This window comes from Cohnella phaseoli, assembly GCF_003386235.1.
GTDB classification, from domain to species: domain Bacteria; phylum Bacillota; class Bacilli; order Paenibacillales; family Paenibacillaceae; genus Cohnella; species Cohnella phaseoli.
The window spans coordinates 101854-127088 of the sequence record NZ_QRDZ01000001.1; the positions used below are offsets into that span (position 1 = coordinate 101854).

General features: G+C 51.8%; 17 protein-coding genes. 15 read left to right on the plus strand and 2 right to left on the minus strand.

Annotated features, from left to right (window positions below):
• Positions 1 to 226 precede the first annotated feature (226 nt).
• The 9 genes from DFP98_RS00400 (at position 227) to DFP98_RS38560 (ending at position 15026) form a co-directional block, all read left to right on the plus strand.
• A complete protein-coding gene (locus tag DFP98_RS00400; protein WP_246016354.1) occupies positions 227 to 1189 on the plus strand; it encodes an ABC transporter permease in 963 nt (320 codons plus the stop codon).
• The gene (locus DFP98_RS00405; RefSeq protein ID WP_246016355.1) at positions 1183 to 2094 is read left to right on the plus strand and encodes a carbohydrate ABC transporter permease; all 912 of its coding nucleotides are present in this window, start codon (positions 1183 to 1185) and stop codon (positions 2092 to 2094) included. The genes DFP98_RS00400 and DFP98_RS00405 overlap by 7 nt, the downstream gene beginning before the upstream one ends.
• Positions 2095 to 2173: 79 nt before the next feature.
• Entirely contained in the window at positions 2174 to 3799 is a 1626-nt protein-coding gene (locus DFP98_RS00410; protein ID WP_116058581.1) for an extracellular solute-binding protein, read from the plus strand.
• Between the two features lie 44 nt (positions 3800 to 3843).
• Positions 3844 to 6171 carry a helix-turn-helix domain-containing protein gene (locus DFP98_RS00415; protein ID WP_181917403.1) on the plus strand — a complete coding sequence of 776 codons (2328 nt, stop codon included), beginning with the start codon at positions 3844 to 3846 and terminating at the stop codon, positions 6169 to 6171.
• Between the two features lie 44 nt (positions 6172 to 6215).
• On the plus strand, positions 6216 to 10817 hold the full coding sequence (locus tag DFP98_RS00420) for a sugar-binding protein (protein WP_116058583.1): 4602 nt from the start codon (positions 6216 to 6218) through the stop codon (positions 10815 to 10817).
• 110 nt (positions 10818 to 10927) lie between these two features.
• Complete coding sequence (locus tag DFP98_RS00425) at positions 10928 to 11983, plus strand: TolB family protein (protein WP_116058584.1); 1056 nt, start codon at positions 10928 to 10930, stop codon at positions 11981 to 11983.
• 6 nt (positions 11984 to 11989) lie between these two features.
• Complete coding sequence (locus tag DFP98_RS00430) at positions 11990 to 13111, plus strand: glycoside hydrolase family 88/105 protein (protein WP_116058585.1); 1122 nt, start codon at positions 11990 to 11992, stop codon at positions 13109 to 13111.
• Complete coding sequence (locus DFP98_RS00435; protein ID WP_116058586.1) at positions 13108 to 14793, plus strand: hypothetical protein; 1686 nt, start codon at positions 13108 to 13110, stop codon at positions 14791 to 14793. The genes DFP98_RS00430 and DFP98_RS00435 overlap by 4 nt, the downstream gene beginning before the upstream one ends.
• A 47-nt stretch (positions 14794 to 14840) precedes the next feature.
• On the plus strand, positions 14841 to 15026 hold the full coding sequence (locus DFP98_RS38560) for a hypothetical protein (RefSeq protein ID WP_147310108.1): 186 nt from the start codon (positions 14841 to 14843) through the stop codon (positions 15024 to 15026).
• Here DFP98_RS38560 and DFP98_RS00440 read toward each other — a convergent pair.
• Both DFP98_RS00440 and DFP98_RS00445 read right to left on the minus strand, forming a co-directional pair.
• Complete coding sequence (locus DFP98_RS00440; protein ID WP_116058587.1) at positions 14998 to 15867, minus strand: alpha/beta hydrolase; 870 nt, start codon at positions 15865 to 15867, stop codon at positions 14998 to 15000. The two genes, DFP98_RS38560 and DFP98_RS00440, sit on opposite strands and share 29 nt — an antisense overlap.
• Positions 15864 to 17591: a PucR family transcriptional regulator gene (locus DFP98_RS00445; RefSeq protein ID WP_116058588.1), complete on the minus strand. Its 1728-nt coding sequence runs from the start codon at positions 17589 to 17591 to the stop codon at positions 15864 to 15866. The genes DFP98_RS00440 and DFP98_RS00445 overlap by 4 nt, the downstream gene beginning before the upstream one ends.
• Positions 17592 to 17724: 133 nt before the next feature.
• Here DFP98_RS00445 and DFP98_RS00450 point away from each other — a divergent pair, with 133 nt between their 5' ends.
• From DFP98_RS00450 to DFP98_RS00475, 6 genes are all read left to right on the plus strand, one after another.
• Entirely contained in the window at positions 17725 to 18714 is a 990-nt protein-coding gene (locus DFP98_RS00450; protein WP_246016356.1) for an oxamate carbamoyltransferase subunit AllH family protein, read from the plus strand.
• Positions 18711 to 20258 carry an acyl-CoA synthetase FdrA gene (gene fdrA / locus DFP98_RS00455; RefSeq protein WP_116058589.1) on the plus strand — a complete coding sequence of 516 codons (1548 nt, stop codon included), beginning with the start codon at positions 18711 to 18713 and terminating at the stop codon, positions 20256 to 20258. The genes DFP98_RS00450 and fdrA overlap by 4 nt, the downstream gene beginning before the upstream one ends.
• Before the next feature lie 3 nt (positions 20259 to 20261).
• A complete protein-coding gene (locus tag DFP98_RS00460; protein WP_116058590.1) occupies positions 20262 to 21689 on the plus strand; it encodes a YlbE family protein in 1428 nt (475 codons plus the stop codon).
• 70 nt (positions 21690 to 21759) lie between these two features.
• Positions 21760 to 23301 carry a xanthine permease gene (locus DFP98_RS39615; RefSeq protein ID WP_116058591.1) on the plus strand — a complete coding sequence of 514 codons (1542 nt, stop codon included), beginning with the start codon at positions 21760 to 21762 and terminating at the stop codon, positions 23299 to 23301.
• A gap of 19 nt (positions 23302 to 23320) precedes the next feature.
• Complete coding sequence (locus tag DFP98_RS00470) at positions 23321 to 23770, plus strand: nucleoside deaminase (protein WP_116058592.1); 450 nt, start codon at positions 23321 to 23323, stop codon at positions 23768 to 23770.
• Positions 23771 to 24045: 275 nt separating this feature from the next.
• A complete protein-coding gene (locus DFP98_RS00475; protein ID WP_246016357.1) occupies positions 24046 to 25212 on the plus strand; it encodes an ankyrin repeat domain-containing protein in 1167 nt (388 codons plus the stop codon).
• Positions 25213 to 25235: the final 23 nt, after the last annotated feature.

Here is a 25235-nt window from a genome sequence, read left to right on the forward strand (position 1 = left end):
GATAAGGAGCAAAACGCCGTTTTTCCTTGCGAACCGCAGGGAAACGGCGTTTTTTTGCCTGCAAATCCGCGAAAAGGAGTGTTGCCACAAAAAAAGAAGGGTCCTTCTCGGAAGGATGGCGTAGCCCCGCAAAAAGTGTCCGTTTCGCCGAGGGAGCGCCCCGTGATAGGCTCAGGCCAAGACAACGACAAACCCTCCCGGCATACCGGAGAGAAAGGAGAAGCTTATGACGACGAACACGATGCCGACGACGAAGCAGCCCGTTGGAAAGCTCGCAGGGCGAGCGCCCGGTTTTCGGAAGCATTTTTCCCGTAACCGCTTTCTATATGCGATGCTCGTTCCGGTCGCGATCTATTTGATTCTATTTAAATACGCGCCGATGGCGGGGGAAATTATCGCGTTCAAAAACTATCGACTGTCCGACGGCATATGGGGCAGCAGTTGGGTTGGCTTCGGGCAGTTCGAGAAGCTGTTCGCCAGCCGCGACTTCTACGTCGTGCTGAGGAACACGCTGCTGCTGAATTTGTACCATCTCGTATTTGCTTTTCCCGTTCCGATCATCCTGGCCATTCTGCTGAACGAGGTGCGGGCGGAATGGTACAAGCGCACGCTGCAGAATCTGCTCTACATTCCTCACTTCATCTCGTGGGTCGCACTGGGCAGCATCGTGATCGCGCTGTTGTCGCCCTCGACCGGCTTTGTGAATTCGCTGCTGAAGGCGTTCGGCATAGAGCCGATCTACTTTATGGCCGACAAGTTTTGGTGGCCGGTCAGCTTTATCGTCTCGGGCATTTGGAAGGAAGCGGGCTTCGGCACGATTTTGTACTTGGCGGCGATGTCCGCGATCGACCCGACGCTGTACGAGGCGGCCAAGATCGACGGAGCGAGCAAGCGGAGACAAATCTGGCACGTCACACTGCCGGGCATCCGCAGTACGATCGCGATTCTGCTCATTCTTCAGGTCGGCAAAATGATGGACGTCGGTTTCGAGCAGGTGTACACGCTGCGTAACGACGCCGTGACGAGCGTGGCGGAAGTGATCAGCACATTCGTCTACACGAGGGGACTCGTCAATCTGCAATATAGCTACACGACAGCGCTCGGCCTGTTCCAGTCGCTGATCGCCCTCATTCTGATCGTGTCGGTCAACCGCATCATTAAAGCGATGGGAGAGCGAGGCCTATGGTAACGATGGCAAAACACAAGGGCGGACCTTCCGCATCCGCAAGGCGAAGCCGTCGAGGCTCGCTCGCCAGATGGCTGAATAACCTGCTTCTCGCGCTGTGCGCCTATGCCACGCTGTTTCCTTTCGTGAACGTGATTGCCACGTCGCTGAGCAGCAGCCGGGCGATCAACGCCGGGGAAGTGTTCATGTGGCCGGTCGAACTCAACTTCGATGCATACCACAATCTGATTCGGGACGGCCAACTGATCGTCGCGATGCAGAACACGGTGCTGATTACCGTTGTCGGAACGGCGCTCAACATGCTGTTTACGATTATGGCGGCGTACCCGCTGTCCAAAGCTCGGCTCAAGGGCCGGGGCCTCATGCTGATGGCGATTCTGTTCACGATGCTGTTCAGCGGCGGGCTCATCCCGAATTTCCTGCTCGTGAACAGCCTCGGTCTTGTCAATACGTACTGGGCGCTCTGGCTGCCCGCTCTAATCAGCGCCTACAACATGTTCGTGATGAAGGCGTTTCTGGAAGGGCTTCCGGAGGAGCTTGAAGAGTCCGCATCCATCGACGGAGCCGGCGAGTTCACGATTTTGACGCGTATTATCCTGCCTTTATCCAAGCCGGTTATCGCCGCCTTAACGCTGTTTTACGCGGTCGGCTGGTGGAATTCCTATATGAACGTGCTCATCTACATTCGCAGCACGAACAAAATGTCGCTGATGGTAAAGCTGTACCAGATGATCGATCTGGTTAGCTCGGAGCTGCTGCGCGGCGAAGGGGTCACGCAGGCGGTCATCACGCCGGAAAGTATTCGTGCCGCGGCCGTCGTCTTCGCCATCCTGCCCATTCTGTGCGTCTATCCGTTTTTGCAGAAGCATTTCATCAAGGGCGTACTGCTTGGCTCCGTCAAGGGGTAGGACGAGAAAAAGTAACATGGATATCCGAATGCGTCAATCAAACGCATTTTGATATAATAAAAAAACTAGGAGGGCGAACATGCAACAGAACAGAAGCAGTAATAAGTTCAAGGGGAGTTTCGCGTTGATTATGGTTGTGCTGGCGACGCTGCTGGCATCCGCTTGTTCAAGCGGGAATAACGGTGAGGGAGGCGCAAGCGCCAAGCCGGAGCAGAGCAGCGGCAGTCCAACGGCTGCAGCGACGCAATCGGCATCCGACGATCCGTATGCGAACGCGCCCAGAAAGATCAGCATCTCGACGTTCGACCGCGGTCAAGTATCTAGCGACGAAGGCACGTACGAGGACAATCGCTGGGTGAAGTGGATTCGCGAACAATCCGGTATCGACGTGACGATCGTTCCTGTGCCGCGCAATCAGGCCCAGGACTCGCTGAACGTTCTGTTCGCGTCCGGCCAGGCGCCGGATATGGTATGGGAGTACGATCGCGCCTACATCGGAAAGCTGGTCACGCAGGGCGTCATCCAGCCGATCGGAGATTACATTGAGAAATACAGCACGTCCTACAAAAAATATTTACAGGAAAATCCCGACTTACTGCCTCACATGACGTTTAATGGCGAGATCTACGCCGTAACCGCGAAGCGTCCGATTACCGCCATCGCCAACCACGGAATGTGGATTCGGCAAGATTGGCTCGACGAGCTGAAGCTGGAGCGTCCGACGACGGTCGAGGAACTGGTCGAAGTCGCCAAGGCGTTTAAGCAGCGCTATCCCGACAGCACTCCGATCGTCGGCCACACGACCGCCGACATCTATGCGGCGATGTTCGGAGCGATGAATTTCCTCTGGTACCTGGAGGACGGCAAGATGCAGTACGGCGCGACGTTGGACCGTTTTGCAGATGTCATCGCACTGGAGAAGCAGGTGTACGATCTGGGGCTCGTGGATCGGGAATATTTTACCGATAATAACAATCAACGGGCGGCCCAGCTGTGGACGACGGGCAAAGCGGGCATCTATTTGGGCCAATGGGGCAACGGCGCCAACGACATTATGATTCAGGATATGCTGGCCAACGTGCCTAACGCCAAGCCTGAGCCGCTGGAGATGGTGGCATCGAAGTACGGTAAATACGGCGCTTATCAGGAATCTTCTCCGAACATTCTCGTCGCGTTTAACAAAGAGATGAAAAATCCGAAAGCGGCGATCGAATATTTGGATTGGCTCATCGACAAAGGCTGGTACACGCTGGCCTACGGGGAAGAGGGCGTGCACTACAAGCTGGTCGACGGCGTGCCAAAGCGGCTGGACGAGGATAAATTCAACAAAGAGGTACTGTACGCAGGCGAGTATGCCGTCGTGCGCGATCAGGTCGTCAAGGCGGAGGATTTGATGGTCATGGCCGCGGATGACGAGCTGTCCCAGCGCATTGCCGCGCTTAAGGTGGAATCGTTGAAGCTGACGCTTAAAAACGAATTCCGCCGGGACATTCCGTACCAGCCGAGCTTTGACGAAATCAACGAGATTCGCGCGACGCTGGATAAGTTTATCCGGGAGACGAGAGCGACGGCGGTGACGCAGGGCGCCAAGTATACGGGAGAATGGGCGATCGGCGAGATTCGCAAGGAATGGGATCGCCTCGGCGGCGCGAAAGCGCAAGAAATCGCCCAGCAATGGTACGAGGAGAACAAAGGCAGCTTCTAATCGAAGACTGGGAGCAGCCGCAATCGGACGAAGGGGGAACAGGCATGAACCTGGCGAAAAATCGGAGGCTTGTGAAAGCGATCGGCATTTTATCGATCGTCCTGTTCCTTCTCGTCTCTTCCTCGTTTTTTTTCACCTATTCGGTTTTCAACAAGCAATTGAAGCGTCAACTGGTGAATACCAACATGGAGCTGCTGGGGCAACTGGATCATAAGTTGAAGCTCGCGCTGAAGCATATCGACAAGTCGGCCATTCAACTGCTGAACGGCGACGAGATCGTGCGTTTTTACGATTACGAGCTTACCGAGCAGGAGGCCCGTAACAACGCGTTCCGCATCTCCAAACAGATCTCGAACGCGATCCAGAGCATGGACAACGTATTTTCGATCGATGTTTACTCCTACGACAAGCAGCGGCTCGTCTCGGGCAACATTTTGACCGAGCAGGACTTGTCGGGCGAATTCCAATGGATATCCGGCTTCCAGCAATTCGAAGGGTTCGCGGAATGGATCTCGACTCGCAAGGTGATGCTGAACCGTTCCTCGTATCCGATCTATCGGAATGTCGTTACGCTCGTCCGCACGTATCCGCTCATCCATTCGCCTGGTGCGCGCAAGGGAGCGATCGCCGTCAATATCAAGGAGGACGCGCTATTCGCTCTCATACGCAGCACCGCGGAGAACGACGGGGGGCAGACGTTCGTCGTCGACGACGAAGGCATTGTCGTGCTGCATGCCGATAAGAGCAAGCCGGGGAAGGACATCAGCGAATTTCCCTATATCGGCCGTATTCTGGAAAGCGGGGAGGAAAGCGGCCATTTCGTGGCCGAGGTGGAACAGACGGCCTCCTCCGTCTTCCACGTCCGAGACGATTATACCGGCTGGCATATCGTTCGCGTCGTGCCCGAAGCGCAGTTTACGCGGCAGCTTACGCTGTTTCGCAATGCGGTAGCCGTGCTCGCGGCGGTGCTGTTCGTCGTGGCGACTGTTGCCGCAGCCGTGATCGGTCGTTGGACGTTTAAGCCGGTTAACCGTTTCGTGCATTCGATGAGGAAGCATCTGACCGCGTCGCCCAAGCACGGTGTTCGCAAATACAACGACGAATTCCATTATTTCGAGTCGACGGTACAGGATATTCTGGAGGACAGAGAGCTGCTTCACAAGCAGGTCGTCGAGAGCAAGCCGTTGATCAAGTGGCGGTTGATGAGCGAGTTGCTGTCCGAACGGCGGATCAACCCTGCGGTGCTGCAGCCTTATATGGACATGTTGAACGTCAGGCTGGACGGCGACCGTTATGTGGCCATGAGCATCGAATTCGACAATCGGGACCAGATCGCCTCTCCGCGGGATTTAAAGTTGTACGCCTACGCCTTATGCAACGTGGCTGAGGAATTGATGAACGCCGAGAGCCGGGGCATCGCGGCCGAGCTGGATAACGGCAAGTGCGCGGTCGTGATGATCTTCGCCGACGGGGACGACGGCGAACGGCATTTCATGAGGGCGGTCGCGGTGGCGGATTTGTTGAAAAAATTTGTTCAAGAATATTTGGGCCGCACGATCACCATCGGGATCGGAGACCCGACGGAGAGCCTGGACGCCATCCATGTCTCCTACAGGCAGGCGCAGGAGGCGCTGCGCTATAAGCTGGTCATGGGCGGCAACTCTATCATTACCCGGGAGGATATTTCAACCGATCCGTCTCCGCAATTTTACAGGCTGTTCGCCATGATCGACGGTATCGTCGCCTCGGTGAAGCTGCCTGACGCCGATAAAATGCAGACGCAGGTGCGCAGATGGTTCGACTCGATCGCCGACAACGGCGTTCCGACGGAGATGATCATGCAACTTGTCGTGCAGTGTCTGATGAAGACCGCCACCGCCGCAGCGGAAATCGGGGTCGAGGCGGAGGGCGTTTTTCCCGAACAATATTTGGTCGAAATGCTGAACCAGTACGAGCAATTGGAGCAGTTGGAGCAGTTCACGGTCGGAGCGCTGGACAGCTTCATCGAGCGGATCAAGGATAAACGCAGCAGCAGGGAGCGCAACGACGTCATCGACAGGGCGATGCTGTACATTCAGGACAATTACATGCGCAGCGATCTGTCCCTCAACCTGTTAGCCAGCGAATTTCATATTAGCGTCTCTCATCTGAGCAAGCTGTTCAAGGAACAGAAGGAATGCAATTTCATCGACTGCCTGATGGAAATCCGGATGAACCACGCGAAGCAGCGGCTTGCCGGCACGGAGGACAAAATCCGCGACATCGCGGAGCAGGTCGGCTACTCCAACGTGAACAGCTTTGTGCGAATTTTCAAGAAGATGACCGGCTTTACGCCCACAGAATACCGGGAGCGGTTCAGACCGCAGCAGTAGGTCTGCCGCCCCCCGATTTCAATTATGAAATTGGAGGGATATTCATGTCCGTTCAGAAGAGGTTATCTGTGTTTCTTGTAATCGCTTTATTATCCAATTTATTCATTTTATACAATCCGGGAAAAATCGCTGCGGAGGAGCAGGGAGCGGAAGATTACGTAGAAGAGTTTGCGGCGGAGCCTTCAGTCGCTAGTGCGGTTTACGGGTACTCGCTGGGCAATTTTGAAACCCCCGAGGACAAATGGGATTACTCTTTCGGCGATCAGCCGTCGGTTGTCGGCAGCCTTGAGTTCAAGGAGACGGGGGACGCCTACGAGGGCAGCTTCGTCGGCCGACTAAGCGGAGATTTCCGCAACACGACCGCCGATAAGCCGGCGTTCGTGGCCATGCGCAAAAATCTGGACGAAATCGACGTGCGCGCCCTCTCCTTCCGGGTCAGAACGTCGGACGTCAGATCGCTGGCCGTCCGCAGCACGGATTCGACCGGCCAGACGTTCCAGCAGCGCATTACGCTGCAGGAGACGGCAGGCTGGCAGGAGGTCGTCGTTCCCGCGCTGACGGCGAGCCTGTATTGGGGCGGCGCCAACGACGGGGTATGGCACGAGCCGGCCAGAAGCGTCGCGATTTTGTTCGACAGGGCCAGCATTCCCGGCGCCGCGAAGCTAGGGAGCATAGACGTGGACCAGGTCGAAGCGCAGCTTGGGGATTGGCTGCCGGAGCTGAAAATCAGGCAGAACGCGCTTGGCAACGTATTTCTGGACAATGAGCCGGCGTCGTTCCGCATCGCGACGAAATATCCGCAATTCCAATGGAGCGTGTACGACCTCTATGGTCGGGCGGTCGACGAGGGCGTCGGGCAGTCCCCGGGAGGGGAGGGCACGGTTCAATTGAATGGCGCGGAGCCGGGCTACTACGTTCTGCACGTAACCGTACAGCGTCCGGGCAGCGACCCGGCGACTCTGCGGACGCCCTTCGCCGTGCTGACGGATTACGATTGGAGCCAGGTCGACGATTCTCCCTTCAGCATTGCCGCCCATCTTCATCGTACATCGCTCGGCTGGAGCGAGGATCTGCCGCGATTAATTCACCTTATGGGCGCTCAATCCGCGCGCGGCGGCATGGAATGGACGATCGAAAAGACGAAGGGCGTCTATACGTATACGCCTCAACCGGAAAGCTTCATGCAGCGTCTGGAAGCGGAGGGCCTTAAGGGGATGTTCGTTGCCGGGTACAACAATCCGTTGTACGACAACAACGCGACTCCTTATACGAACGAGGGGCGGGAAGGATTCGCCAATTACGTCAACGACTATGTGACGCGGTACAAGGATCGGTTAAACGCCGTGGAAGTGTACAACGAGTTTAACGGCGGCTTCGGTCAACGCGGCAACAGCCCGGCCAACTCGCAGCCTTCCTACTATTACGAGCTGTTGAAAAAGACGTACGAGACGGTCAAGGCGAACCATCCCGATTTTACGGTCAGCGGAATGGTGACCGCCGGCATCCCTATGAGCTGGATGGAGTCGGTATTCCAGCTTGGCGGATTGAACTACCTCGACGTCGTCTCGGTGCATCCTTACCGTTACGGCCGAACGCCGGTGGAAGCGAGAGCCCCGGAAGGCATGGAAGAGGAGCTGGATGCGCTTAAGACGCTTATTCGCTCGTACAACGGCGGCGAGCTCAAACCGATCTGGATTACCGAAATCGGGTGGCCGACCCATCAATCCGCGACAGGCACGGACGAGAAAACGCAGGCCGATTATTTGGTGCGCGCCTATACGGTCGCGCTGGCCAACGGCGTGGAGAAAATGGTTTGGTACGATCTGATGAACGACGGGCTGCAGACGGATTACAACGAACATAATTTCGGGTTGATCCGCTTCAAGGACGACCCCCTCGGCGCTTATACGCCCAAACCGGCCTACGCGGCTTATGCGGCGATGACGCGCGAGCTGACGGGAGCGGAGTTCGAGCAGCGGGAGGATTACGGTCCGGACATTCGCAGCTATCTGTTCCGGAACAACGGCGAGCCGACACGCGTGCTCTGGGCGCTAGCGAATACGATTGTTGCGGTTCGGACCGATGCGCCGATTACGGTGACCGATTTGACGGGACGCTCGGAGACGTACGAACCGTTGAACGGCAAGGTGTATCTTTCCTTGACGGGGGAACCGCAATACGTGAAGGGCGAGATCGTCGGCATCGCCGCGGACGACGCCTTCGAGCTGGAAGGGGAATCGGCCGTGGCCGGAGAGCCGGCATCCGTCAAGGTCAAGCTGCGCAACGATACGTCCGCCGCTCTGTCGCTGGCGTTGGAGGTAGACGGACAACAGCATTCGCTGGCCGCAAGTCCGGGAGCGACGTCTGAACTGATCCTGCTTGCCGAGACGTCCGGGGAGGGCGCGAGACCGGTGCTTATCGAAGTGCGGGAAGGCGGCCGGAAAGTCGGCAAGCTGCGTCTCGATGTTGTCGCCTCGGCCGCCAAAGCGGTTACGATCCGACCGCTTCTGGAGTCCGACGGCGCAGCATACGCCAAGTCGCTCGGAATTCGCATCGAAAATTACAATTCCGCGCGAACGCTTGAAGCCGGGCCGATTCAATGGGCGATCGGAAGCCAGTCCGGAACGTATTCGGAGCCGGTCTCCGTCCCGCCACTGGGCGAGAGGACGATTGAGATTCCGCTGCCCGGAACGTTGACGGAAGGAACGGAGTACGCGGCTTCTGTGCGCGTCCCGTTCGTCGGCTTGGATACGTTCGAATACTCGGGCAAGCTGAGCTTTATACCGATCGCTCCTTATTCCGTTGCCGTGAACGGACAGATCGAGCCGGAATTGGAGGCGATGTCGCCGACAATCGACTTGGCGAAAGGGACCGTCAAGGTGACCAATTACCGGGGAGCCGACGATTTGAGCGGCCGGGTCTGGCTGCACTACGATCGGGATCATCTGTACGTAACGGCGAAAATCAAAGACGACGTTCACTCCGCGGCGGCGAAGGGGGCGGACATCTGGAACAACGACAGTATCCAGTTCGCTTTCTCAGACGGCATTCCCGGAGAGAACCCGGGCTGGTACGAATACGGCATCTCCGCTACGCCGGACGGGGCGCAGGTGTATCGCTGGAGCGCTGCCGGAGGCAACGCAGTCGGCGCGGTAAACAATGCCCAAGCGGTCGTGTCGAGAGCGGAGGCGGAGAAGACGACGGTCTATAAGCTTGCGCTTCCGTGGACGGAGCTTGCTCCGGTGAAAGCGGGCAGGGGAGAGGCGATGAGTTTCTCGTTGCTCGTGAACGACAACGACGGCAGCGGAAGAAGGGGATGGATCGAATGGGCTTCCGGCATCGGCTCCGAGAAGCGGCCTAGTTTGTTCAGGTCGATGCAGTGGATCGTTCCGCCGGGAGAACCGGAGCTTTATATCGAAGGCGTCGCCGACGGAGAGAGCTATCTGGATTCCGTGACGCCGGTCGTTCGTCTTGAGGACGAATCGGGCGGTTGGCGCATTGCAAGCATGACGTTGGACGGGGAAACATGGCCGGAGGGAACGGCGGTGACAACGAAGGGAGAGCATACGCTGGCGGTACGCGCCGAGAGCGCGAACGGTGTACCGATCGAACGCAGCGTGTCGTTCACGCTCGTGCACGGCACTAGCGTCGAAACGGTCAGCGGGGCTGCGCGATACGGCGGAGTAGCGCTGTTGAAGGCCGTGCTGCGGGATTCCGGCGGACAGCCGCTTGCCGGGGCGAGCGTCGGGTTTACTGTGAACGGCGTTCAGGCGGGCGAAGCGAAGACGGATGCGCAGGGCAGAGCATCGCTGCGGTACGCCGTCGAGATTGGCGTTGACCCCGGGGAAGACAGCCGGACGTTGGAGGTGAAAGCTCTCTATGCCGGGAGCAGCGCGAGCTTCCTTCGCGGGAGCGAGGGAATTGGCGCATTAACCGTGACGAAGGCAGAAGCGGTCGTCCGGTATACGGGAACGATCAAGGCGCAAGCGAACAAGAACGCTTCGCTGTCGGTACAGGCGACGAGGAAGGAGAGCGGCGGAAAAGGCACGTTGGCAGGCTTGCCGATTGCATTCGAGTTGTCGGCCATTCAGCCGGACGGAACGTCGAAGCCGTATCGGCCTCAGGACGGGCCGATCGTCGTCATGACGGGCGCGAACGGGAAGGCGTCGGCAACCGTCAAGCTTCCGGCAGGACTGTACGAAGTGACGGCGAAACTTGCGGCCAACGGATATTACGAGGAAGCTGCGGCTTCCGCCCATCTTGCCGTATACGATCCCAGAGCGGGCTCGCTTAGACTGAACGGACATTTCGAGCTGAACGGGAGCTCTTCGTTCTGGGGAGACAAAGCGAAGAAGATTCATCTGAACGTCGGCTCGAACGGTGCGCGGATTCAAGCGACGCCGAAGGGCAAGGACTGGACGTTGAAGAAAACCGATTGGACGATTACGAAGCAAGGCAGCGCCTACTGGCAGGGCACGACAACGTCGGGCGGAACGAGCTACACAGTCCGCATCATGGTCCAGGAGGGCAGCCGTGGGAAAGCTTATGTCTCGCTGCTTGTCTGGAAAGGCAAGGATACGGTTCAGACTCCCGTATTTCAGAAGTTGAACGTTGAATTGAAAGGCAGCTTCAGAGTAGTCAGATAAGCCGCGTTCGCGCGCTGTCATCCGGGTCCGCTGGTTTACCTCCTGCGGATGCCGGATGATCGCGAGGCGAGGAGGCGATTTTATTTTCCGGGTGAAGGGACAGGGTTGCGGTGCTAACGATAAGGGAATTCAAGGACCCGCTCACGGGCGTTGTGATTCGTGCCTTGGGCGCGGGTGGAACGAACACGGGCCATAACTATTTTACGGCGATGACTTGGTTGTCCGATAGCCGGCATCTCGTGCTGTATACGGGGATCGACGAGGAGAAAAAAGGCACTTGCGTAAAAGCGAATGCGACTGACGGGACCTTCGAGATTATCGTGGACCGAATGGAGTGGGGACGGGGGCTCGTATCGGCCCAGGATCGTTTCTATTATTTCGACGGACCGGAAATCTATGAATATGATCTGCGAACGGGGGCAAGCCGGACCGTCTGCAGCTTGGAGTCCGGTGCGTCCGTCTACGGACCGCTCTCGATTACGAACGACGGAAGGACGATGGGGATCTATTGGCGCGCGGACGACGAGTGGATCGTCGGGACGGTCGATACGGCAACGGGGAGCGTGACCGAAGCGGTGCGTCCGTCGTTTGCCGAGCCGTATCCGATTGCCAATCATGCGATGGTCAATCCGGAGGATGGGCGGCTGCTGTTCTTCGCCCATGAAGGCAAAACCGAGCATATCCCGGACCGTATCTATATGGCGGATGCGGATACGGGCGAAATGCGCAACGGCTACCGTCAGGCTCGGCTCGACACAGGCGAGCATGTGGAATACGTGGGACACGAGATGTGGGCGCCCGACGGGGAGCATCTTTATTTTGTCAAATATCCGCAAAGCCCGCTGAAGCCGACCGGCATTTACCGTGTCCATAAACGGACGGGGGAAGCGGAATTCATCAACGGCGACTACGCCTATTGGCATGTGGCGCTAAGTCCCGACGGGAACTGGGCGGTCGCGGATACGATCGAGGATTGGGAGACGAGCAAAATCGTGCTGATCGATCTGCGGGACCGATCGTCGCGTCTGCTGTGCGAGCAGCCGATGTGGGCGCAGCACCCGGGCCATCCCCATCCGTCGTTCAGTCCGGACAGCCGCAGCATCAGCTTTACGTTGGCGGACGAGGAGCGGAATTTGTGGGTCGGCGTCATCGAGAGAGGGGATTGAGGTCTCATGCATAGCAATCATGATGGAAGCGCAGCCGAAGACATAACCAACAAACCGTCGTCCGGGACGTTCGCCGATCGGGACGGCCTGAAGGAGCTGGCGCGGCGGGTTTATCGATATATGACGGACAGTAAGTCGCGGGACTGGGGAATGGATATCGAACAGTGGGACTGGGTGCCCGGCGTCGGTATTATCGCGATTGCGGAATACGGCGCCGCGTTGGAGCAGGAATCCGCCATCGAATACGTGCGGCAATGGGTGGATCGGAATCGCGAGCGGATGGCTGCGGCCGGTACGGTGAATGCGATGGCTCCGTTCGCCGCATTCCCCGAATTGTACCGCAGGACGGGACAGGAAGAGCTGCTGAAGCAAGCCGGACGGATCGCGTCATGGATGCTTGAGGAAGCGCCGCGAACCCGGGAAGGGGCATTCGAGCATACGGTGACGGAGCCGGAAAGCTTCCCCGAGCAAGTATGGGCGGATACCGTGTTCATGGCGGTGCTGTTCCTGGCCCGTTATGCCGCCTTGACGGGAGACAAGGCGGCGGCGGAAGAGGCGATGCGTCAGACGGTGCTGCATTTGCGGCTGCTGCAGGACGAGCGGACGGGCGTGCTGTTTCACGGCTGGGACTGCGAGGCGTCGGGACATCTGTCGGCCGCTCGCTGGTGTCGGGCCAACGCCTGGATAACGTGTGCCGTTCCCGAGATCGTTGCAGAATTGCGGAAGCTGGTCCCGATGCCGGCCGAGCTTGGCGAGCGCTACGTCCGCATGACGGAAGGGCTCCGCAAGCTGCAAGCCGCAGACGGACTGTGGCATACGGTCATGGACCGGCCGGATTTCTATAAAGAAGCTTCGGGCAGCGCGGGCATTGCTTGCGGCTTCCTCAAGGCGGTTCGGACCGGGCTGCTGCCGGAGGATTATCTGCAATCCGCCGAGCTTGCGATCGCGGGCCTGCTGCCGCTGATTACGCCGGAGGGCGAAGTGAAAGGCGTATCCGGGGGAACGCCGGTCATGCCTTCCGTCGAGGCCTACAATGAAATTCCCCGGTATCCTACATTATACGGACAAGGACTGACGCTGATGCTGCTGTCCGAAGCGGCTTCGGCCGGGAGGGAGTTTAGAAAATGACATCGACAATCGACCAACGCGGAATGCTGCTGAGAGCTATTGAGGCGAAGGAAACGAGCTATAATCCGGAGGTCCGAATGCTTCGTTCTCCATTTAGCAGTCCGGGCTACCATACGACGATCAAGCAAGCCGATTCGATCCACTCGACCTACAAATCGCTCGTATACGCCCTCGGCTTGCTGGATACGGAGGAGGAGCGTTACGCGCAGCGCGCGTTCGATATTATCGGGCAGCTCGCGTCGATGCAGGACAAAGACCCGTCCAGCGCGACGTTCGGCATTTGGTCCTGGTTTTACGAGGAGTCGCTGGAGCAAATGTCTCCGCCGGACTGGAACTGGGCCGATTTCTGCGGAAAAGTGCTTGTGCTCTCCGTTCTGCGCCACGGCCATCGGTTCCCGTCGTCGTTGCGGGAAGAGGTAAGAGAGACGATCGGGAACGCCTGCGACGCCATCATCCGGCGCAATGTCGGGCCCGAATATACGAATATCGCCATTATGGGAACGCTCGTCACTTTGATTGCCGGAGAGCTGTACGATCGGGAGGACTACGGCAGCTACGGGATGCAGCGGCTGGAGCGGATCGTAGCTTTTACGCGGGATCGGCAAACCTTCCAGGAGTATAATAGTCCGACATACACGTATGTCGCCCTGCTGGAGCTTAGCAAGCTGTTTACGTCGACGCGCAATCCTGAGGCGAAAAAGCTGGCAAACGAGTTGATCGATATGGCGTGGGGCAGCGTGGCCCAGCACTTCCATGCATCGACAAGAAATTGGGCGGGGCCGCATAGCCGCAGCTATCGAACGATGCTGAGCGACGAACACAAGGCGTTCCTGCAGCTTGCAACGGAAGGCGCCCTGAGCTTTTTCTCTTGGGAGGAGCTGCCTTACGACGAAGGATGGTATAGAGTCGGCTTCAGCTGCCCGGAACGTTTCAGAGAGCAGTTTCTGAAGGCGGAGATCCGGAACATTCGCGAATGCTATGAGCCGGCGAGCGACGGAGAGCCAGACAAGTGGGCGGTCACCTACATGACGGAGACGTACGTGCTGGGCAGCTTCAGTCGGGAAATTCTGTGGAACCAGCGGCGGGCGCTGCTGCTGTATGCGGACAATGGAGGCGAACCGACTTACGCTCATTTTCGCTGTCTGCACGACGGATACGATTTCTGCTCCGCCGTGATCCACGCGGTCCAGGAGGCCGGCGAAGTGCTGTTCGGCGTAAGCTTCCTTACGAACGGCGGCGATACCCACCCCAATCTGGATTGGACGGAAGGCGTTATCGAAGCTTCCGACTTCAGACTGCGGCTGGAGCTAGGCGGTTGCCTGGATGGAGTTGAAGCCGATGTGCAGGGCGATCGGGCGACGGTGCGAATCGGTGGGCTGACGCTGCGGCTGGATTGCGGGCACGCGGTTTTCGGCGAAGGGCTGCCCCGTGAGTGGAGCCTAGAGTCCGACGAGGAGGACGGCAGGCTGTTCGTCGATCTTCCGATCTATGCCGGCCAACCGAAACGAATCGATCTGCGCGCGTTGGATCAAGCGGCGTTTCTGTTCACGCTCTCCGTGGATGGCGAGGACAGTGGCGAGGCGCCGCAAATCTCGGCCAGCGCCGACCGGCTCGAGGCCCGCGTTCGGCGCGGCGACCGCGAATTGGCTGTGACGCTTCCGCTGCGTCCAGTGGAGCGTTAAACCGGCGGGCCTGTCAAGAACCAAAGATACGTCGAAGAGATAACCCAATGGAATGGAGAAAGGGAATGGTTTTGCCGCGAGTTTTGGCTTTGGGCTGCTTACCGCTGAAGGTCTTATCGATCCTAGCAGCCCAAAACAACCTGTCTGAAGTCGGCAAAACCATCCCTTTTGAAATGCAATGGGCTTCCCCTTCATTGGTTCAACTTATAGGTGATTTTCAAGAAATGAAATAACCTGACCGAGCGCCTCTTGAACAATCGGATCATTGAAATTTTTATCAAAGACATGCTCGCCGTCAGGTATCGTAATCAATCTGGCGGGTACGTCCTTTTTAAGGAGGGCAGCTCTCATAAATACAGATTGTTCGTAAGGAACATCCGTATCCATTGTACCGTGTAAAAATAAAGTGGGCGGATAGTCCGGATTCACTTGATGAATAGGGCATAGCTGTAAAAGCTCTGCTTGCTTAAAGGCGGGATCAAGACCGGTAATCTCTTGAACCCAAACTCCGTGTTGTCTGGCATATAAATAATAAAGATAACGCGTCTCAATCGGACCTTCTGAAATGATTTCATTCGATAAAAGCTTTAAAGCAAGTTCACGCGGTATTAAATCGTTTTGACGGTAAAATGCGCTCGGCTCGGCAGCCCATTTTGTACTAATATCCCCATATCCATAAAAAGAAACAATGGCACGGGGTTTCTCTGCAAACAATCCCGTATTTAGCGCAAGAAAACCGCCGGCAGAGCCGCCGAGCACGGCAATCCGCTTGGGATCAATAGAGAATTGACGCGCACCCTCCGTCTTTAACCAGCCAAGAGCATCTTGAACGTCCTCAAGTATGTCCTTAAGCTTTGATTCAGGAGCCAGCCTGTAATCGATAGACCAAATCGCAAAACCATTGTCCATAAAAAGCTTGATGAATGCCTCGCTTAGATCTTCTCTAGAACCCCAAATTAAGCCCCCGCCATGAATATAGACCACACAAGGAGCACGATCTATGTTTACTCCATAAAAGTCCGCTTTCAGTTTAAAACGAGGGTGATCCTTATATATAATCGTTTGTTTCTTCATACAAATCCTTCCTGGGTCAGGGGCGTACCCTGATTTTTATTCAACAGTCTAAAGATTTTTAGAGCCAATTGAATTTGCAAAAGTTCATCCGAGTTTTTCAAATCGCTGTTCAGGATCTCTTTAATCTTTTCAATCCGGTAGATCAACGTATTTCGATGCAAAAACATCGCTTTTGCCGTTTCGCTTATGTTGAGATTATTGTGAAAAAAGTTTTCTAAAGTGACGATATAGCTTGTCTCGTGTAGTCGGTCATGTTCATAAATTGCGCCAAGGCTTTTAATGAAAAACGCTTCCAATTCAATACCTTTAATATTGGAATCTAAGAGATGATAAACCGAATGATCTTCAAAATGGGAGACGCCGCCTTTTTCATCAAACTTTTGCATAAGTCGGATGGATTCATTCGCTTCTGAGAAGCTTTTGTGAAGCAAATGAAGGGTATCGTATTGACTGCCAATTCCGATTAAGAACGTTGTTTGCTGGGCATATTTATTAAGGATTTCGAAAATGTCATTTCCGTATTTTTTCGCTTCCTGAACGGAAATAGAGGGTCTGCTTTCATTTTGACCGATTAAAATAATGATGCGATTATTTCGGTGAAAACAAGTAATCTCTCCCGTAATAAATTTGGAATGTTCATAGACTAACTCCACACATTTCCTTGCTTTATTCTCTAAATGCACTTTTCTGGCAATGAAATCCTGGCTGACGCTAGGCTCCTGCGACTCAATATTAACGACCATACAAAGATACTTGTATTGATAATTTAATCCATGTAATTCACTGAGGGTCTGAATGGATTCGCTTGAAGTGATTTTTCCTGTTAATAAATCATCGAAGAAGTCCTGCCTGATTTTTAACTTCACTTCCTCGATTTCCTTTGCTTTAATTCTTTCCAGCGCCATGATGGTAGACGCCTTTTCTAAAATAATATAATCAAATTCTGTGAGCTCCCGTACCGTTTGCCAAACGACGATATAGCCATAGATCTGGTTAGCAACCGCAACAGGAAGAATGCGGCACTTAATTTCCATGCCCTCTATGTGATAAATACGTTTTATCGATTTTTTCATCTCGCTAATATCGTTCGGAATTGAATTCAGAAATGACTTATTAAATACCGACCGATTTTTCACGATATCGATGCAATAAGCTAATGGAACCTTATTATCCTGGTGCTCTGTGAAGTGCAGCAGCTTCCAATCCCGATCGACCAAAACAATGGGATTCCCAATGGTTGCAGACAATAGGGAAGAAATTCTTTCAATTCCTCCGCCTTCAAGGGTTATTCTAAAAAAAAGATTGTGCATGTCCAGCGCTTTTCGATTTAATAAGTCGTATCTTCCGGAGGCTTTCTCATTAATAATCGAAATCACTCTAGAAAGCGTATATTCAAAGGGCAACTCAAGGAGAGGGAGTCCTAGCTTGTTCGCCTCATCAATCATATTTTGCGGAATCTTATCGAAGTAGCGTTTCATTTTAATGACTAACCCAGCACAATTAATTTCGGATAATTCTTTAATAATACGATTTTGCAATTGTTCGTTATCTTTAAATATATAGCCTGTCGATAAAAGCAATTCATTCGGTGAGAGCCAGTCAAATGCTTCAGGGTTTTCGATGATGTTCACAATGGAAATCTCGTTATTAATCCCCTTCTCACCCGCGACGATTTTAAGGCCATCAATGGCTTTGATTTCAAACAAATCTCTAATGGTAAGCATTTGTCCTCACTCCCTTGTCAAAATTATATCACATATCATTGTACAAGTTGCACAAATGAGAACGAAGCTTTTTGGTATTGTTAAACAATGATTTATTCCTGCATCGAGACTAAAATGACTAGTGTAAAGCAAATTGCAATTGGTCAACTATCCATTTAAAGAATTTATTCCGAAATGTACAACATTAACAAGGGAAACTTTAAACATTGGAGGTCGATCATTTAAGAAAATGACACTCGTGAGGAATGCACGTTCGGGCGATGTTGGATTTATCGAGCGGATTAAAGCTTCAAGCTTTAAGGGATATATACACAGCACCTTTACTCGAACGATCAATATTCATTGCCTTGAAGATGATGAGCTTTATACCCTTGCATGCGACCAAATAGACAATGGCCCAAATACGCTTGTGATAGACAAGGAAAGACTTGACGATATCGAATTAGCCGTAAATGTCCCGATCTATGCTGAAAATCAAAAGCTATATATCGGCAATCAACTGGTCATATCGATTGACAAGGCAAGCTTATGGGAAAGTAAATTACCTGAATATCCTTCCAGCCTTGAGGCGTTGCATAGAAATATGTCCAAAATGAAGGGGTATATTGACCTTCATGGGAAGGGCGGGGGGATTAAGAAGGCACTTGAGCCTCAAAGCCCTTTTGATGCCGAGATGTCCAAAATGATAGAAGAAAGAACGCTAACCCTTCTGGCTCACATTTTGAGAAAAGATATGCCCGAGGCTTTGACGAGCGCGAGCAGATTAATCGGTCTTGGCCCTGGTCTAACGCCTTCAGGAGATGATTTTCTAGTCGGGTTATTTACTGTTCTGAATATTCCCAATAGTCAGTTATTTAGATATCGAATGTTGGCCCATCTAGTGGTTCAGGAAGCTAAAACTTTAACCAATGAGATTAGCTTTATGGCTCTAAAGAAAGCATCGCGAGGCCAGGTCAGAGAATCAATTATTCATTTGGTCAAATCCATTTTCACAGGTAACGATGAGGAGTTTACTCTCTCCTTAAATAAAGTATTAACGATCGGTTCTACTTCCGGAACAGATATCGCATTAGGTATTTACCGCGGATTAGAAGCCAATAGGAAGGTAGGAGGTCAAGTATGACTATTCAAGTATTAATTAAACCAAACACATTTTTTGATTCGGTTTCGTTAATGTCCTTATCCACCAAGGCCAACCAAATTGAAGGCGTTGAACAAGCCATCATTGCGATGGGAACGGAAATGAACAAAGAGGTGATCCGTAACGTCGGGTTAATGACCTCAGAGGTTGAAGAAGCGAAAACAAGCGATCTGATGATTGTTGTAAAGGCTGAATCCGATGAATTATGCGAAAACGCTTTTGTTGGAATTAATGAATTATTAACGAAGAAAAATTCGGCAGCTGTTGGTAAAGGCGAAGTGAAATATTCAACGATCTCGTCCGCTGCAAGCGCTATTCCTGAAGCCAATTTTGCGGTGATTTCAGTAAACGGCGCTTATGCGGCAAGGGAAGCAAAAAAGGCGCTGGAAAACGACCTTCACGTTATGCTTTTTAGCGACAATGTCAGCCTTGAAGACGAAATCGAGCTTAAGAAGCTTGCTCATGAAAAAGGTCTTCTTATGATGGGGCCAGACTGCGGAACCGCGATCATCAACAATGTCGGTTTAGCATTTGCCAATGCGGTTAGAAAAGGAAGCATTGGGGTTGTGGGTGCATCTGGAACAGGCAGCCAGGAGATGAGCGTCCGGATTCATGAATTTGGCGGCGGAATTTCGCAACTGATCGGTACGGGCGGCCGCGACTTAAGCGAAAAAGTTGGCGGAATGATGATGCTTGATGGCTTAAGAGCTCTAGAAGCTGACGAAGCAACTAAAGTCATCGTTCTGGTATCTAAGCCGCCGGCACCAAGTGTAGAAGATAAGATTTGCGAACAAATTAAACAGTGCACAAAGCCGGTTGTCGTATGGTTTATTGGCGGCAACGAAGAGAAGGTCACGAAAGCGGGCGGCCATTTTGCCAAAATGTCCAAAGAGGCTGCGCTTAAGGCTGTGCTATTAACAGGTGCCGATGAAAGCAAGATCAATAAAAAAGCACTGAACATTCCGTTAGTGAATGAAGTTCGTGCAAAACTAACCTCCGATCAAAAATACATTCGCGGATTATTCTGTGGCGGAACTTTATGTGACGAGGCTATGTATACGGCGATGGAAAAATTCGATAACGTCTATAGCAACATTCAGAAGAACCCGGATTATCTGTTGAAGGATATTAATGTCAGCCAGGAGCATACATTCATTGATTTTGGCGATGATGAATTTACCCAAGGCAAACCCCATCCCATGATCGATCCTTCTACTCGCATAGCAAGATTTAAGCAAGAAGCGAAGGATCCGTCTGTAGGGGTTATCGTGATGGATTTCGTTTTAGGCTTTGGCTCACACGAAGATCCGGTTGGCGTGATGCTCCCGCATATCATCGAAGCCAAGCAACAAGCGGAACAAGAAGGAAGACATTTGGAAATACTCGGATACATTCTTGGAACGGAGCTGGACCCGCAAAACTACCAAGAGCAAATTGACAAGTTAGTCGCTTCGGGGGCCACGCATGCCTCAAGCAGCCAAAACGCCGGATTGTTAGCTCGTGAATTCGTTGTGAAGGGGGAATAGACTGTGAGTAAAATTAACGAACTCTTTAAATCTAACATTCATGTGATCAACGTCGGAATCGAATTTTTCAAAGAGGATATTCTAAAACAAAATGCCCATGCAACCCATCTGGAATGGAAGCCGCCAGGCGGCGGGAAGCCGGAAATCATTGCCGCTTTGGATAAGCTTGAAAACCCTGCCCTCGCTGAAAAAATTGAAGAAGCGAATAAGCTTGCCGTTGAGAGAATTGTTAATTCTCAACCCGTGTTAATTGGATTTGATAAAGCGATTAACTGTGTTCCAGGCATGACCAAAACAACCATTCTTCATGCAGGTCCTCCCATCGCATTTGAAAATATGAGCGGTCCAATGAAAGGGGCCGTTACAGGGGCGCTCGTTTTTGAAGGATTGGCTAAAGACATCGAGGACGCGTTCAAGGTTGCGGCATCGGGAGAAATTACGTTCGCACCTTGTCACGAGCATAACTGTGTCGGTTCGATGGCTGGTGTAACTTCAGCTTCGATGTATATGCACATCGTCGAAAACAAGACTTATGGTAATATCGCTTATACAAACTTAAGTGAGCAGTTATCCAAGATTTTGCGTATGGGCGCTAATGATGAAAGTGTCGTCAATCGTTTGATTTGGATGCGTGATGTACTTGGGCCCATTTTAAGAGAGGCCATGCAACTCCATCCAACCGGAATTGATTTACGGTTGATGCTTGCTCAAGCTCTTCATATGGGGGATGAGTGTCATAATCGTAACGTTGCAGGCACGACATTATTAATCCAAGCTTTAACTCCTTATATTTTACAAACGGACTATACGACAGAACAAAAGCGCGAAGTATTTGAATTCGTAGCAAGCAGCGACTATTTCTCGGGTCCTACTTGGATGGCGTTGGCCAAATGTGCGATGGATGCTGCTCATGGCATTGAGAATAGTACAGTTGTAACAACAATGGCGCGCAACGGTGTGGAATTTGGTATTCGCGTAAGCGGCATGGCAGGCAACACTTGGTTTACCGGCCCGGCTCAGAAGGTTGTCGGACCTATGTTTGCAGGCTATAAGCCGGAGGACTCGGGACTCGATATCGGAGATAGCGCCATCACTGAAACCTATGGGATAGGTGGATTTGCTATGGCTGCCGCCCCTGCGATTGTCGCGCTTGTGGGGGGTACGGTAGATGAAGCGATCGGCTTCTCCACGCAAATGAAAGAAATTACGACAACTGAAAATCCAAACGTAACGATTCCGTTATTAAACTTCATGGGCGTTCCGACAGGGATCGATGTACGAAAGGTCATGCAAACAGGCATCAAGCCAATTATCAACACGGCCATCGCGCACAAGGATCCAGGGATCGGAATGATTGGCGCCGGTATTACGTATCCGCCGGTTGAAGCGTTTGAAAAGGCGTTGCTTGCTTTAAGCAAAAACATGAATTAGGGCGTGTCTGTGTCCTCTAAATTTCCCAAAAAATTAAGCAAAAAATAATCCATTCTAAGGAGAATTTTATATGGGAAAAGTAGCTCTATGGAAAAAGGGAGACATCGCGGCTTCCTTTGGCTTATTCGTTAACGTTTTGACAGACTTTTTGGTTATGATCTCCTTATTAATTGGCGTAGTGGGCATGCCGACAGAGTTTGTTTTTAAACGAATTGTTCCCGGCTTTGGATTAGCGGTATTGATATCCGGTATTATTTTCGCCTATTTTGCCTATAAATTAGCTAAGAAAACAGGTCGAAAAGATATTACCGCATTACCTTCGGGTTCGAGTTCGCCTGGTATTTTTCTTATCGTATTTGTGATTATGCTTCCTCTGTATCATCAAACGCAGGATCCTGTTTTCACAACTTCCGTCGCTGTGCTTTGGGGCTTTATTGAGGCGTCGATTCTATTTTTAGGCGCATTCATCGGCGAAACGATTAGACGGATTGTTCCAAGAACGGTCTTGTTAGCAGCTCTGGCAGGCTTGGCATTTGTTTTCTTAGGCATGAACCCCATGCTGCAATCCTTTGAAATGCCTGTAGTGGCCTTTGTTGCCTTAATCATCATTTTCATGAACTGGTTAAGTAAACATCCTATATTGAAGAAAATACCTACGGGTCTATTATTGATCGTAGTTGGAACGGCAATTGCTTGGATCGCTGGATATCAAAACCCTTCTGATGTGACAGAAGCGCTAAAATCATTTGGCTTTAATCCTCCTATGTTGCATTTGAATGGGCTGTTCGACCATATTAACGCTGCATTGCCTTATTTATTAACGGCTATTCCTCTAGGGCTATCCAACTTCATCTTTAATCTCGAAAACGTTGAAGCAGCTGCAGTTGTTGGGGATGAATACAATACGAGAGACGTTATGCTTGCAAACGGTTTCTCTACGGCAGTAGGCGGACTTTGCGGTAACCCGTTCCCAGTAACCGTATATGTAGGACATGCAGGGTGGAAAGAAGTAGGCGCTGGCTTAGGCTATTCCATTGCTAGCTCTGCCGCCATATTCTTTTTATCGATTTTCAGTCTAATGGGTCTGTTACTCGCTGTTGTTCCTATTGCCGCTATTGTTCCGATGCTCGTGTTTATTGCGGTTGTAACAGGTCATCAAGTCGTTAAAGAAAGTCCGAAATTTGAAGCTCCGGCCATCTTTGTCGCTTTCTTCCCCTGGGTTGCGAATTGGGCGCTAGTTGCTGTGAATAATGCGCTTTCGGCTGCGGGTGTGTCGGTAGGGGAGGCTGCCGGCGAAGTTTCTTCGGCTGCCCTGCATAATGCCGGACTGTTCTATGACGGATTGGTTGCTTTAGGTAATGGTGCTCCTATTACGAGTGTACTTTGGGGTTGTATAGCCGTATTTACGATTCGCAACACGCCTATTGGAGGCATCATAGCTGCATTGCTGGGAGCTCTACTAACTTTTGTTGGCGCCATTCATACAAATACTCTTGGAATTGCACAAGAGATCGCTATGCCTTTCGTTATTGGTTATTTACTAATGGCCGCGTTCTTAGTGTATAAACTTTATGTCAATAAGAAAGAAAATATTGGTCCTGTTACGGAATAACGAATGGAGGAATCTGGATATGGATTATATGAAATTAGCTGCGGAAGCAACGACTGTGGGGATGGCCAATAAAGTAGGCGGACCCTTCGGTGCAACAATCGTACGCGGGAATGAAATTATCGCAGTCGTAAGCAATACAATGATGAGAGATACGGATCCGTCTGCCCATGCTGAAATGGTCGCCATTCGCGAAGCTTGTAAAAAGCTTGGAACGATGGATTTATCCGATTGTGTCATCTACGCGACTTGCGAGCCTTGTCCAATGTGTGTGTCCGCGATCATTTGGTCAGGCATTAAAGAAGTCTATTACTGTAATACGAGAGAGGATGCTCATCAGCATGGCTTCTCTGACATGCATCTGCGTAAGTATTTAACCGGGGAGGACACAACTGTTCTTAACATGGTGAAAGTAGCACCGCGAGAAGATTGCGACCATTTGTTTGAGTTTTTCCATCAATTAAATAAATAACGTTCGATAGCGATTCACCATTCGGGGCTGTCTTATAAGCGGTTGTTTGAGATGATCGATAGACAAAGTAAGGTGTATGTACCTCCCGGAGACTGCCTCATACGCTCCTGAAATGACCTTGTAACGGGTTTGCCTATTCAGATTTCAGGGGCGTATAGCATCGGAGGGAGGTACATACACCTTGTACTCTTCTCTTCGATTATCTTGCAGAGAACTTGGATGGCTTTATGAGACAGCACCCGTATTTTTTAACGGGAAATGAGGTGTCAACGATTATGATGACGAATAACTTAAATCAAGATCTGATTGAGGCGAGTGAACAAGGGAATAGAGATGCAGTCCGTCGACTATTGGTAGAAGGCGCGAATGTTGAATATAAGGATGCGAATGGTCGCACGGCACTCATGGCCGCAACCCAAAGGAATCAAATCGAGGTTACTCAGGTACTGTTAGAGGCCGGAAGCGATGTGAACGCAAGAGATATCACTTTGTTGACACCCTTTATTTGTTCGGGTGCAAACGGCTTTCACGAAATATTAAGCTTAATGTTGAATTACGGGGCCGATTTAAAGAGTGTCAATCGATTCGGCGGAACGGCTTTACTACCTTCCAGTGAAAAAGGCTACTTAAAAACGGTCCAAAGATGTTTAGATGCCGGAATTCCAGTGAACCATGCCAATGATTTAGGTTGGTCTGCACTCTTAGAGTCCGTTATTTTAGGAAATGGCGGGCGCTTGTATTCCGACGTAATTCAATTACTTGTTGAAGCAGGAGCGGATGTAAATTTGCCCGACCGGGACGGGAAATCTTCGCTGCAGCATGCAATTGAACTAAAGCAAGCTAAGGTCGTGGAAATTTTAAAGAAGGAATTTGTTGAAAGCAATGAAACGATCAGGCAAGCAAAAGCGTTAGCTCGCGCGGATCAATATGAAGAAGCTATTAAATTAATCGATATAGCATTGGAAAGCGATCCGGAAAACCTTGATCTAATCTACTATAAAGGCTATTTCCTACAAGAGTTGAAGAGATTTGAAGAAGCGCTGGAACAGTATCAAAAGGCATTGGCTATTCATCCAAATGACTTGGATTTCTATTTCTATACAGCTAATTGCTTGCGGTTAATGAAAAAGCCGGAGGAAGCATTGGCGGAATACGATAAAGCTGTCTCCTTAGCTCCTAATGAAACGTTTTATCTGTACCATAAATCAAACTATTTAAGAGAGCTTGGCCGACATGAAGATGCAGTTGCGGCGATGGATCAACTATTAGCCATGCAGCCGAATCGCTATGATTTCTCTTTTCATAAAGCCAATAGCTTAAGATCCCTAGGAAGACATGAAGAAGCGATTGAAGCCATCGAAAATGCCATTAACAATGATCCAACCAATCCCTTGTATCATACGCATAAGCAAAAATCGTTGGAATTACTAGCAAAAGAATAGATGCATACCACTAGGAGGCTTTA